The organism is Bacteroides salyersiae WAL 10018 = DSM 18765 = JCM 12988, from assembly GCF_000381365.1.
Classification (GTDB): Bacteria; Bacteroidota; Bacteroidia; order Bacteroidales; family Bacteroidaceae; genus Bacteroides; species Bacteroides salyersiae.
In genome coordinates this window covers 2418753-2433035 of record NZ_KB905466.1, presented here as the reverse complement: position 1 = coordinate 2433035, position 14283 = coordinate 2418753, and the positions used below count along the sequence as shown (strand labels likewise).

Sequence of the window (14283 nt, the reverse complement as noted above, 5' to 3'; positions counted from 1 at the left end):
AGTGTATATTTTTGCAGTGTAAAAGTATATACTCTTATAAGCGTTCATTATCAGTTGTTTATGCCTGTAGCTTGGATAAGAACAACCCTGTTGTCTGATTCCGGCAAGTAACTGCCTTGCACTTTCACCATCGGTTTATCCGCCTTGTGCGGGAGTATGATTTCCGCTTTCATCAACTTCCCGTATTTCCATTCCATATTTACCCGATAACCGTTTCTTGCCATTAAACCTTCGATTTTTCCTTCCGGCCATTCAGTAGGCAGAGCCGGTAAGAGATGGATAAAACCTTCCTGCGATTGTAGGAGCATTTCGGCAAAGAGCCCGGAGGTTGCCATTGTGGCATCGACCTGCATGTTTCCCGATTGGTTCGACATCATGTTTTCATAACCGCTTTCTTTAATCATTTGGTTGAAAGTGCCGATGGCTTGATCACCTTCATAAAGTCTTGTCCAAAGAGCGGTACGCCATGCCATAGACCAATTACCGCCGGTATGGGGCCATCTTTCGCCAAACTTTCCTTTTCCTCTCATCTCTAATGATTTTTTGACGGCCAGTGCCAGTGCAGGGGTCTGACTGTATGAAATCATGTTTCCCGGATACAGGGCATAGAGGTGGGCGATATGCCGGTGATGATCGCGTGGGTTGTCTACATCGTCTATCCATTCCTGCAGTTGTCCGTAGCGACCGATTTTCAAAGGTAATAGCTTGTTTCTGGCAATAGTCACTTTCTCACGAAATGCGGAATCGATTCCTAAACATTCCGATGCCTTTATCACATGAGTATACAAATCATAGACCATTTCGATATCCTGATAGGCCGGTAGGGTGAAGATGCGTCCTGCGGTTTGTTCGCCGTTTGCGGTAGAATAATCTACCGGAGAACCGTTTTTCATCTCAATGCCGTGTTCGGCCGACACGGAGGGGGCGATAATGAAATGCTTCTGGTACTCTACCATATTTTCCAACCAGAACTCGGCGGCTTCTTTCATGATAGGATATCCTTTGGTTTCAAGATAAGATTTGTCTCCGCCGAAAGCATAATGTTCCCACAGATGCCTGCAATGCCAGGCGGCTCCTGACGGATAAAGTCCCCATAGGATATCGTCACCTGGAACGGTATGTCCCCAGATGTTTCCGGTGGAGTGGCTGACCCAGCCTTTGGTTCCGTAATACTCTCCGGCTGTTTTTCGTCCGGGTTCTACCAAACCTTCGATCCATTCCAGATAAGCCTCTTCGCACTCCGGAAGTTGGGTAGGCCCGCAACCCCAGTACATCTCCTGAAGATTGATATTGCTTTGGAAGTTACCATTCCAGGGTGCTTTTTCAAAGGTATTCCATACACCTTGCAGATTGGAGGGTAATGTTCCCGGGCGGGAGGCGCTTATCAGCAGGTACCGGCTGAGGTTGAACCACAATACTTTGAGGGAAGCGTCGTCGGTAAATCCTTGCTGTAATTGCTTTACACGTATATCGGTTGGTAATTTTTCGGAAGCCGTGTCACCGGAAAGGGTGAATTTAACACGGTTGTACAATGTCTGATAATCGGATATATGGGTGTGTTTGACTGTTTCGTAACCTTTAGTGATAGCACTTTTTATTATTTTCTCGGTTGTTTGACGAGGCTTTTCTCCTTTATAAAGCGGATATACGGGGGAATATTCGGTATCGACCGTATAAAAGACGGTAGCTTCGTCGGCTCCTTCGACTGTAATTTGCTGGTGTCCCACTTTGATACTTCCGCCTTGGTGAAGTACTTTCATACGGATGGTATAGCCCAGTCCGTTTCCTTGGATGATTCCGTTGAAAATGAGTTCATCCTTGCCTTCTGTTACTTTTTCGGGTTGATAAACAAGTGAATGGGAAAGGGAAAAGCTGATCTTCCCTTTTTGGTCGGCTGTGAAATGGAGTGCCATCAGTTTGTCGGGATAACTGCAAAAGTATTCGCGGTTGAACCGGACATCTCCTTGGGTATATTCGACGAACCCCCGGGAAGTAGACAGATCAATGCCACGCAGATAATTCTGTACCGGCTGGTTTTTCTTTCCAAAGTCCACAAACAGGTTACCGACCATTGAAAAATAACCGTAGTTTGTATAGTCTCCCACCATATAGAGACGGGAGAGAGAATCGGCTTCTGCAAAACGACGATCTGTGATGGACCGGCGGATAGCGGCAATCTTGTCTTTGCCTCCTTTGACAACTCCGTAATTGAAGTCGGGAACAGAGTAAGGGCCTCCCGTCCAGAATGTCTTTTCGGCTATGTCAAAGCGTTCTTTTTCTACGTCACCGTAAAAGGAAGCTCCCATATAGCCGTTGCCGATATGTAAAGCTTGTTCCGACCAGTTTCGGGCGGGATAAGTGAACCATAACGTTTCATTGGGGGATAAACGTTCTTTGATAGAGCCGGTTGCAAAAATAGGCAGACTGGCTGTTAGCAGGACGAATAGAAGGAGCTTGTGTTTCATTGTATCTCTATTTATTGAAAACTTTTTCGAAGAAAACCCGGGTTAGAATAAAAACGGATTCCAACCCGGGTATATTATGAATCGTATAAAAAAACGAAGTGTTTTTTATTTCTTGATGATTCTAAAGCTTGCTGTTTCCGAGTCGCATTGCACTTTTACCACGTAATAACCGGTAGACAAGTTGTTGAGGTGGATGAAGCGTGTACCGTCGGACAGGTTTTCTTGTTTTAATATCTGTCCCATCGTGCCGTAAACGGTAACTGTCAGATTGGTTTCGTCATTGCCATTGAGGTTGACGAACAGCTCGTCTTCAACCAGTGTAGGATATACGGATATATTGCCACTGGATTGGGTAGTGCTGATTCCTGTTCCTTGATAAGTGGAATCATAGAATTCACGAATTAACCCGTAAGCTTCTTCTTCCATGCCGGCATCTTGGCCTAATGCCCAGATTCCGATACCTTTGAAACCGCCTTTGATGGTATAATCGTATTTCAGGCGAAGGCTCTGGAGGTCTTCCGTATAGGCCGTCATATTGGCACCGTCTTCATCGGTGTACTTGTAAACATTACCTTTGGCTGCATCGTCCCAAGTGATGTTATTGTCTTTAGAATATTTGGGCACATCACCTAAAGTGGCTGTACCGACTTTGGAACCGTTCTTATAAAGATTGCCGTAATAAGGCCATGCGATGACGATATCGGATGCCGGGATATTGATATCCAGCCAGAATTGTTTGATTCTTCTTTGCGCATCGTTCAACGGGCAGGTAAAAGTTTGCCCGATGTTGTACATCATGATGGTCAGATAGTCGGCACTTTGGAGCATGCCTTTGAAGTCCCATTCGTTGCTTTCATTGCCCGGGTAGGTAGCTACGGAGAGCTCGAAATCCGGATTGATCTTATCCAATTCCTCTTTGATGTATTTGATCAGTTCATTGTATTTAGCACCGTGATTGGGCACAGAGTTATAAAACTCTTCAATATCCATGTTGATACCGTCCAGATTGTATTTGTCTGTAAACTTGGCGATGGCGGCAGCAGCCGTACGCATTTTCTGGGAATCTCCGAATAGATCTACATAGAAGGCGGTGTTTCCTCCGTCGCGCACATTACCGGTGATGGCGGCAAGTACTTTCACACCGTTTTTGTGTGCGTCATTGATAAAATCGATCCACGGCCATTTCAAGTCGATACCTTTATCCTCGAAAGTCGGAGTATAGTTGCCTTTGTCGATTTCAAAACCGATGGGAGCCACATGAGTAAGTCCTTTCCAGTCTACCTTGTCGATGGTGGTAACACTGAACCAGGGGAACCAGCCGAAAACGATTTTATTATTGTAATCTTTACATTTCTGCGTATAGGCAGCCTCATCCAGTTCATTGATCTGACGGATGGTCATATCACCATTGGGATTCGGGTTTTCGGGAGTGATGCTGTTACCGTTGCTGAAATACAGTTTGGTGATTTGGCCGTCCAGTTTACCACCATCGGTTGCAGTCGGTTTTAATCGAATGGCAACGATAAAGAAGTTATTACCAACGAGAAGCGCTTGTTTTCCGGCATTTACTTCGTCACGCAGTTCTAACTTACCGTTTCCCGGACGGAGTGCTTGATAGTTCATCGTGAACGATTCGTCTGTGATTTGGGCTTTGTCACCGGCATAATATACGTTAATGCTGGCAATATCGGTAAGTTTGGTAGTACCGTCCAAAGAAATGTCCAGTCCGCTAAGTGAAAGTTCACCGGCACCGACTGTATTGATTTTTAAAGTAAGCAATTCGATATTTTCCTCTTTAGCATAAGCATTACCGGTTTTTTGAGAAACCATGGCACTTTCGATTGTCATTTCTCCTACTTCTTCGAATATTTTCAGGTCGATGTCCTTAATTTCCGCTTCTGTTGTTTTGAAAGTGGCCGGATAAGCACCTTGCAGATCGGGAACAGTCGTTTCGGAAACATTCTGGAAATCGTAGTAAGCTACTAAATTAGCTTTTTCCGGGTGAGAATCGAGCACTTTATAACTTTTCCATTTAGAGATCGTTTCCAGATCCAAGGCTTTATTCCATATTCTGACCTCGTCATAACAGGCAAGAGAAGCACCGCCCAATACGAAAGAAGCATCGATATCACCGGTGGTCGGTTTAAAGAATGCATTGGAGAAAGCCTGGCGGATGCCGTCGATATAGAGAATGATGACTCCCTCATCGGTACTTGTTTTGGTTCCGTCGTAGACTAAGGCGATGTGATGCCAGCCGCTTTTCGGATAACATCCGGCAGAAGTTTGTGCATAAGCACCGTCTGCCCCGTTGGCTTGCATTACATAGATCTGCCCGCTTTTCTCTACCTGTACTTTGATACGGTTACGTTCGTCGGGTTGTTCTTTCTTGAAAATAATGAAACGGTCGTCCAGATCATCCAGGGTTATATTTACCCATGATTCGATGGTATAGGCACCTGCTTTGTTGAGTTGTGTTATATCTCCGCAATCCAGATAAGCATCACCGGAATTGACGTTCAGTTTAAAACCTTTGTTTCCCGTTGTTTGTGCGGCTGCACTGAGAAAGCCTAACAAGGCAAATAGACATAAAAATAGATTCTTTTTCATTGTTCTTTTATTATTAAGTTACACAAAGTTTATTCTTGAGGTTTGTTGGGGTCATAGATCTCGAATACGCCCGATTCGATGGTGGGGCTGTCTACTACCAGATCGTCGGTGGCGATGGCTTTCACTACCAGGCGGTATTTTCCACCGGCTACGATGGGGTCACCGTCGAAATCGGTAGTGATGCTCCCGTCGAAGCGGAACGAACACTGGTTCTTAAATTCTTTCTGGTCAGGATCTTTCTGGAGATGGCTTATCTGAAAAGCCTTGTCGGTGTGCTCCATTGCGTCTTCGGCATAGAGCGTACTTTTCTCTTTGATTACCCAGAAGTTGATATTCTGTACGCGGGTGGTATCGCCTTTGAAGAAATAGGTGACTTTGATGTCGGATAGTTTGCTTTCTTTACCAACCTCCCAGGTGCGTACGTTCCATACGTAGAGATAGCTGTCTTTTTTTGAAAAGTCATCCTCGTCTTTATCGCAGGCTACAAAGGAAAAAGTGATCAGAAAGAGTATTAATTTTACGGTTGCTTTCATCTTGCTATTATTTTTGAGTGGTTTCATATCCCGGGTTCTGCTCTAAATTTGAATTTTTGATAATTTCTGTTTGAGGAATGGGGCAAAGGTTGTGCGCTTCGCTCACATATTCGCCACCTTTGGAGTTGATCTCCTTACTGACTCTTTTTACGGTCTCTACGAGTATTCCCCATCGTACAAGGTCGAACCGGCGGTGTCCTTCATAGCAGAGTTCGCGGGCGCGCTCATCTTGGATAAGGGATTGGAACTGCTTGTAATTCAGATCCTCCACTTCGTCTATACCGGCTCGTAGACGGATCTCATTTACGGCATCGTAGGCCTCTTCGGTAGGGGCGCCTTTCCATTCGTTCAGTGCTTCGGCATACATCAAGAGAACATCGGCATAACGAAATACGGGGAAATTTAAACCGTCATGGTCGAGCATCTGCTTACCGGTTCTGTCCCAATATTTGATAACAGCGATGCGGCTGTCCTTGAAAGGTTGCCCGCGCCACGTTTTGGCCAGATTGTGTTCGAGACGTAAATCCCATTCGTCGTATTTATTATAGAAGGATGTTGGGGCGGAGCTGCCTCCCAGTCCGTTGAATTTGTCCCATTCCTCTTTGCTCGGGCCCAAATACCACAACATGCGGGCTGAGAAGTCGGTATAATCGGCATTGAATTGTATGGAGAAAATGTGTTCCTGTTCATTTTCAAAAGCCTGGGAGAAGATGTCGCTGTAATTGTCGAATAATTTGTATTTATTCAATCCCATGACTTCTTCGCATGCACCTGCCGCTTTTTCCCATTGTTTTTGTAATAGATACATTTTCGCTAATAAGGTATAGGAGGCACCTTTACTGATTCTGGCTACAACGGCGGGGTTCTTTTCCAATAGTGGAGACACCTCTTCGAGTTCGTCGATAATGAACTTGGCCAGTTCATCCTTTGTGGCTCTTTTTACGTTCTTCACCTGATCCAATGAGGTGATTTCATCTTGTAGCAACGGCACGCCTCCCCAGTATGTCAATGCGTGATAGTAATAGAAAGCGCGCAGGCAACGGGCTTCTGATAACAGAAGAATACGTTTGTTTTCATCGAACGTCGATTCTTTTATGCGGCTTATGGCTGTGTTGCAGGCACCGATAGCCTGATAAGTGGTGAGCCACCAGTCACTCCATCTGTTTTCGCCCGAAGTCCATTGATAATTGGCGGAACCGCCCGCACTACCGGATATATCGGTGCCTTCGAAAGCGAAACACCATCTGTCCTGGCTATAATAGCCGGTTCCGTAAAGGAAGCTGTAACATCCGGCTACGGCAGCTTCGGCTCCGTCTACCGTTTCAAATAGTTTATCGACACTCAGTTGTGATATCGGTGTTTTGTTCAGCATATCCAGACACGAACTTAACGTCACTGTCAGGGTGCATAATACCATTATTTTTAATCTTTTCATGATTCTTTTCATTATAGTGTAATCTTAAAACCAAAAGTATACGTTCTTGCCGATGGGTATGCGGTGAAGTCCATACCCCGGAGTACATTTGCCGAATAAACTTTATATCCACCTTCCGTTCCCGTATTTACTTCCGGGTCGTATCCTTTGTAAGAGGTGAATGTGAATAAGTTGGTTCCGGTAACGTAGCATTGCATATCCTGAATTATTTTATTTTTCTTCCAGCTCTTCACCGGGAAATTATAATACAGGCTGATGCTCTTAATCTTCAGATGTGAACCGTCATGAATCATATAAGTGGAGGGCTGGTATTCGTCATTGGAATAGAGCTTGGGATAAGCCGCACGCGGATTGTCGAGCGACCAGAAATCCTTTATCCGCTTATATTGGTTTACGAACCGGGGATCGACTGTGGCATACAGGAAGTCACCGCCGGCCAATATATCGTTGCCATAGGTTCCTTGCAGGAATATGCTTAAGGTGAAATTCTTGTAGGTGAAAGTATTGTTGATACCTCCGAAAAAGTCGGGGTTCGGGTCACCGATGGTGGTCTGGTCTTCAATCGATACGACACCGTCGCCATTGATATCCCGGTATATTTTCTGTCCGAGAGAGGCTGTCGGTTCATTTCCGGCATCGATCTGTTCGCGAGAATGGTAGATACCGTCCATGATATAGCCATAGAATACACCGACAGGTTGACCTACTTTCAGCCAGGAATAAGGATGGGTTCCCAAGCCCGGGCGGAAGGTGTATTCGAAGTCTTTATCCGGTCCCATGGCAAGCACTTCATTCTTATTGGTCGAGATGTTGAATTCGGTAGACCATGTGAAATCTTTCGTCATGATATTGGTAGTACGGATCATTAATTCCACACCGCGGTTTGAAATCTTTCCTACGTTCATAAAGCCGTTCTTGAAGCCCGAAACATAAGGGAATTCCACATCCAGCAAGAGATCTTTGGTTCTTTTGGAATAGAAATCGAGTTCTACGTTCAGGCGTGAATTGAAGAAAGAGGCCTCGATACCGAAATCGACTTGGGCGGTTGTTTCCCATTTCAGTTTGTCGTTACCCAAACGGTCGGGGACGTAGCCGATTTGCGGAATTTCTCCTAACATGACATTCTGTTGTCTCATCAGAGGCAAGGTCTGATACAGGGCAATATCCTGGTTTCCGGAGAGACCGTAACTCAGTCTTACTTTTAAGTTGTTCAGTTTAGTGAAACGTTTCATGAATTTCTCTTCCGAGATTCTCCAGCCTAAGGCTGCCGAAGGGAAGAATGCGAATTGGTTGTCCTTGCCCAGACGCGACGAACCGTCATATCTGCCTGTAAGGGTAATCAGATAGCGGTCGCGGATGGAATAGTTGATTCGTCCTAAATAAGAGATGATGGCCCATTCGGAAGCCGAGCTTCCTATCTGACGGGTTTTGGTTTCGGCATCGGAGAGATTATTCCAGTCGAGCAGGTCGTTGGTGAAGTTCTTTCCGAAGAGATCCAATCCTTCGTTGCGTCCGAATTGGAGCGTATATCCTCCCAAAACAGTGAGGTGATGGCCTTCCACTATCTCTTTCATATAGTTGGCTGTGTTTTCCCACAAGATGGAATATCCTTCCGACTGGTTGATCCGGGCTTCGCCTTTGGTCTTATTCTGCATCATGGTAGGCAGAGATCCGGGCTTATATTCACTCGTCTTGGCGGTACTGGCATTCAGACCTAAGGAGGTTTTGAACTTTAATCCCTTAATAGGCTCCCAGTCTCCGAAAACACCGAGGTATACGGTAGTCGACTTTTCCTCTTTTTTGCGGAGATTGAGTTGGGCAACTACGTTATCGATTTTATTGCTCACTACACGTGAAGGGCTGTCGGCGGCATATGAACCGTCTTCGTTATAGATAGGCATGGTCGGCGGAGTTGCCAAAGCGGAACTTTGGTAGTCGAAACCTCCCAGGCTTACCAGATTGGGCTTTCGGGCAGAATGCGAGAACTGGAAATTGGCACCGATATTTACTTTGTTACCGATCTTCCTGTCCAAATTAAGACGGGTCTGATAGCGTCTGATTCCCGATTTTTTGATTACACCTTCCTGATCGAACATACTTAATGACAGATAATAACGGGTGTCTTTGTTACCTCCCGAAGCGGCTACCTGATAATTCTGCATCAATGCTGTCTGGAGAATTTCGTCTTGCCAGTCGGTTCCTTTTTCATAGATGCTGGGGTTTTCGATAGACGGTTCCTGGCCGGCGGCGACATCCTGTTGGTTTAACATCTCGGCATATTCGCGGGCATTGAGCATTTCCAGGCGTTTGGCAACCTGCTGAACGCCTACATAGGCATTGACTGTGACGCTGTTGCCTCCTTCTGTTCCTCTTTTCGTAGTGATGATAACTACCCCGTTGGCACCTCTGGCACCATAAATGGAGGTGGCGGCAGCATCTTTCAGGATTTCTATCGATTCTATATCGTTCGGGTCGATCAGGTTCAGATCGCCTGCACCGATAAATCCGTCTACCACATACAACGGCTGGTTACTTGCCGAGATGGAGTTACCGCCACGGATAAGGATATTGGTTGCCGCACCCGGTTCGCCGGAAGTATTGGTAACGTGTACACCCGATACTTTACCGGTAAGTGCCTGATCGAGACGTACGGTCGGGATATTGTTTATATCTTTCCCTCCCAAGCGGGCAACAGCACCTGTCAGGTCTTTTTTTCTCATGACTCCATAGCCGATTGCCACTACTTCATTGAGCATCTGGCTGTCTTCCTCCATCAGAACGTTGATAACCGCTTTGTCCTTCGTTCTTACCTCTTTTTGCTTATAACCGATGTAAGAGAACTGGAGTACGGAGTTTTTGTCTTTTAACTGGATGGAATAGTTACCGTCCATATCGGTGGTCGCACCTTCATTACCGTTTTTAACCCGGATGGTGACACCGACAAGCGGTTCGTCCATGGCATCTGTAATTTTTCCTTTGATGATGACGGGCTTACTTGCAACGGCTTGTTGCAGAGTAATGATGACTGATTTGGACTGTATGCTAAAACTCAGTCCTCTCGGTGCAAGAACCGTTTTGAGAATCTCCGTCAGGCTTCGATCCTGTACAGATACGGTAATGTCCTTCCGATTGTCCACCACTCCTTCGCGATACGAAAAATAGTAATCCGTTTTGTGTTGGATTTCTTCGAAGAACTGCTTGAGTGTGACATTGCTAAGCGAAAGAGAGAGCTTCGGCTCCGGTGCATTCTGAAGATTCTGGGCATTCAGAATGCCCATGAATCCATTCATTAGTAATAAAAAGAATATGATACGAAATTTTTCTGTGATCATGGCTGTTTTAAAGTATTTCATTCTTTAAGGTGTTTTTTACTTATTGGTTTGAAGTTTTCTTTTTCTTTTTTCCTTGTCCGTTCTATAAGTAGTACACATATTTATTCTTTTTGTAACATTTGTTTTTTTATGTTTTATAGCAGGTTATTTCTTTTCTCCCTCGGCAGCCCGTTTTTTCAAGGCATCGATGGTTATATCGATCAGCCGGCCTGCTTGTTCTTGCCTTTTGTAGGCGGCTACACGAAGCATTGAAGCATTTTTGGGGATAGAAAGAGTGTCTGTATACATATTGGAATAGATATCGGGGATGGTATTGTCGAATGTATAGAACAGGCTTAATCCTTCTATTTCTGTCTTCATTGCTATTTTCAGTTGGTGCTCTTTATCCCAATGGGGATAAATGATAGGATCGTAGATGCTGCGGGCATAATTGACGCCGGATCGGTCGAAACGTTCGAACTGTTGCTCCACCCTGTTTACAAAGAACTTCCAGTTGCGCAACCGGGCATCGGTCCACAGGGTTTCCGATATCGCCAGGGCACGGGGCCAGATCATATATTCCACTTGCCGGTAGTGGGGAACGGATTCCGTCCAGAGATTTCCTTGCCCGCCCATGATCAGGGAAGCGTCCACACTATCGGGAATGAGTTGATATTTGTAACAGTCCTGTAGGCGCAGCATGGAATAGGTGTTTGGTTCGACTGTCGGATCTCCCTGGTAAAAGTCCAGATAGCAATGGTCGGTTGGGGTCATGATGACGGAATGTCCTTGCTTGGCAGCTTCTATACCTCCTTTCATGCCTCTCCACGACATGACGATAGCTTCTGGTGCCAAGCCGCCTTCTAATATTTCATCCCATCCGATAACCTGTTTCCCTCTTTTTTGAACCATCGCGGCCACACGTTTCACAAAGTAGCTTTGCAGTTCTTCCAGGTTTTTAAGATGTTCTTTCTGCATACGCATTTTGCATTTGGGACACTTCTCCCAAAATCCTTTATAGCATTCGTCACCGCCGATATGGATATAAGGAGAAGGGAAGAGGCGGGCGACTTCGGCGAATACGCTGTCCAGTACTTCAAATGTCTGTTCATTGCCGGCACACAGGGAGTTTTCTATTTCGGTATAGAAAGTGTTGCCTACATTGACGTGGAACGGTCCTCCCGTACAGGATATCTCCGGATAGGCCGACAGGGCTGCCATGCTGTGTCCGGGAATATCTATTTCGGGCACGATGGTTACATAGCGCTGTTGTGCATATTCTACAATTTCCCGGATATCTTCTGTTGTGTAATATCCTCCGTAACTCAGGGAGTCGGTCGGCAGTTGCGGTTCCCGCTCCCACCAATTACCTACGCGGGGCGCTCTCCATGCACCGATGGCGGTGAGTCTGGGCAGTGATTTTACTTCTAATCTCCATCCCTGATCATCGGTCAGATGCCAATGGAATACATTGTATTTGTATTCGGCCATCTGGTCGATGAATTTCTTCACTTCCTGCTTGGTGAAGAAATGCCGGCTGACGTCGAGCATCAGTCCCCGCCATGCAAATTGGGGTTTATCAGTGACTTCTATGCAGTTAATACTCCAGGTGGCGTCTGCCTGTACCGTTTTCGACTTTATTTCCGGCGGGAGTAACTGAAGTACGGATTGTATACCGTTGAATATTCCGTGATGCTTGTATGCGCTCAAAATCAGTTGATCTGACGATATCGAGAGCTGATATCCCTCCTCACCCAGTTCTTTGTGTTCGCCTAACTGGAAAATAATCGTACCGGAGTTGTTTACCGGCAGGGAAAAGCCTGTGGCGTCACTGATTTCTTCATTGAAGTAGTTTGCTAAGGCCGTCATTTCCGGATCGGACTTGTCTATGCCGATGCTGCTTTGCCCGGTTATGTAGAAGGTACCCGGTTTCAGTTCGTACGTACTCGGCAGAGGAATAATCCCAATGGATTCGTTGGATATGCTATTCTCCGGTTGGGTACAACTGACTGCACATCCGAACAGAAGGAGAAGAGCGAAATGATTGATGATCTTCATTTACTTGTTTTTTTTAGATATGTATTTGGCTTTGCCTGTTGTCATATATTCCCATACACCTGTTACCCATGAGTCTACCCGGGCTTTTTCTACGGGGGTACTTGCAGCCGCTTGTGCTTTATGTACCAATTTTTCCAGTTCTTCCATCACTTTGTCCGTACCGAGGTATTCCCAGGCGATGGACTCCGTCTGGTGAAATTGTGCGTCTTTGGTCTGGATATCCGACGGATAGTTTTTCGAATCGCTATAAACGCTTTCTATCTTGTCATAGAAATCCGACATCGGCTTGGCTGCTTTGCCGAAATAAGAGGTAAAGAACTCGTCGATCAGTTTGTCCGGGTCTAATGATGGATTATCATATAGTTTCATGGTGATGTAGAAATCCAGTTGCTCACCGATACCGCACAGGAAGATTCCCCGTACCTTATCTTTTGCATACATTTTTATTTGTCCGGCTACTTCATGGATACTGAACCCCGGGAATACATGGAAGTTTTGTACCAGACCGCGTTCGGTTGGAAAACACAAGTAATTCCACAGGTAGACAGGGCGGCCGCTCTTTTTACTCTCTTCTATCCATTTCTTGTAATAATCTACTTCATTCTCTTTCATTTTCGGTGCCCAGTAATTTCTTGGATGCAGACAGGGAGCTACCGATATATTGTCTTCCAGTGTCATATCTTCCGGCATATAGGCATACACATGATAAGCTAAAGCCGATATTTTTTTGTTTGGATGTGTTTTCTTAACCTCTTTGGCCACGTTGTTAATAAAAGTCCAGAGATAATGAGTAGCGGTACCGCAGTTGAAATGCTCTCCACGGATGTTGTCTTTATCGATTGCCAACTGCCGGGTACACTCTTCGCATTGGCACCAGTTTGCGTTATCCAACGGAACGATTGCAAAATAATCTCCTAAAGCGATTTGTTCACCTTTCAAAGGTTTACCGTCAAAATAGTCGCGGGCATCTTGGGCCACTTGCTCGATGAATGCCCGGTTGGTATAGCAGAACTGACGTTCGTGAGGGCCACCGGTACGTCCTGCTGCGAAGTATTCGGGATGATAGCTTTCGAATAATTCCGGCCGTTCCGGATTCTTTTGCAGGAAGCGGTCCTGATAGGCAGTGAAAGCATGGTTGGCTGCCCACTTTTCACCACCGAACCGGATGCGTCTGAGAAATAGCTGTAAATTTTCCGAAGTTGCGTTGAAATATTGTTCTTTCATCATCGGCCAATCGAAAGAATAACTGCCGTCTCTGTATTTGAGAACGGGCGCACGCATTATTCTGACAGGTGAAAGTTTTAAGTTTTTCTGTTTTGGAACGATGATATTCAGTGAATCGGGACCGTAGAAACGGATACCCAAGTAGTTCTCCAAGAAGTCATACACGGCATAGCAGGTGCCCTGTGCATCATAAATAGACGGAAGGGTGAGTTCGGCAGGAGCTGACGGATCACCAGTGGATTGGGAGTAATTGATTTTCGTCCGGTCTTTCGAAGGAGTGATACCGTTATTGTCACGTCCGCCGTCTGTGTCGAAGTTTTCGTCCTGTCCCATGAGCGTAATTGTCTCTGGAGTGATCTCTATAAGATATTCTTGCTCTTTGAAACGAACTTTTTCCGTATATTTACTACCGCCTACAAAGATGATTTTCGACGGCTGTTGGGGAACTTCGCTGACTATGGGCAGATGAATGTCCAGAGATTGTTTGATGAAATGTTGCAGTTCATGCGCTGCAAGTATTACCGAAGGAGAAGGTTGCTCACCGGTCACTATAATTGTCCGGTCTTTTTCTATGACAAAAGCTTTCTTGGCCGAACAGAGAACCGGCATCATTAATAGCGTAATATACAATATAAATTTCTTCATAAGCA

Annotated in this window: 7 protein-coding genes; all 7 read right to left on the bottom strand. The window is 45.6% G+C overall.

Going from position 1 to position 14283, the window contains the following annotated elements; translation table 11 throughout:
• Positions 1 to 50: 50 nt before the first annotated feature.
• Positions 51 to 2465 (bottom strand): glycosyl hydrolase family 95 catalytic domain-containing protein, encoded by a 2415-nt coding sequence (locus tag HMPREF1532_RS09090; protein ID WP_005928035.1) that lies wholly within the window; start codon positions 2463 to 2465, stop codon positions 51 to 53.
• 105 nt (positions 2466 to 2570) lie between these two features.
• A complete protein-coding gene (locus HMPREF1532_RS09085; protein WP_005928032.1) occupies positions 2571 to 5072 on the bottom strand; it encodes a glycosyl hydrolase family 18 protein in 2502 nt (833 codons plus the stop codon).
• Positions 5073 to 5101: 29 nt separating this feature from the next.
• Positions 5102 to 5605, bottom strand: a complete 504-nt coding sequence (locus tag HMPREF1532_RS09080; protein WP_005928029.1) for a hypothetical protein — start codon at positions 5603 to 5605, stop codon at positions 5102 to 5104.
• Between the two features lie 7 nt (positions 5606 to 5612).
• A complete protein-coding gene (locus HMPREF1532_RS09075) occupies positions 5613 to 7040 on the bottom strand; it encodes a RagB/SusD family nutrient uptake outer membrane protein (protein ID WP_005928026.1) in 1428 nt (475 codons plus the stop codon).
• An 11-nt stretch (positions 7041 to 7051) separates the two neighbouring features.
• Positions 7052 to 10393: a TonB-dependent receptor gene (locus tag HMPREF1532_RS09070; protein WP_005928023.1), complete on the bottom strand. Its 3342-nt coding sequence runs from the start codon at positions 10391 to 10393 to the stop codon at positions 7052 to 7054.
• A gap of 123 nt (positions 10394 to 10516) precedes the next feature.
• On the bottom strand, positions 10517 to 12409 hold the full coding sequence (locus HMPREF1532_RS09065; RefSeq protein ID WP_005928020.1) for a beta-N-acetylhexosaminidase: 1893 nt from the start codon (positions 12407 to 12409) through the stop codon (positions 10517 to 10519).
• Positions 12410 to 14278 (bottom strand): DUF4838 domain-containing protein, encoded by a 1869-nt coding sequence (locus tag HMPREF1532_RS09060; RefSeq protein ID WP_005928018.1) that lies wholly within the window; start codon positions 14276 to 14278, stop codon positions 12410 to 12412.
• Positions 14279 to 14283: the final 5 nt, after the last annotated feature.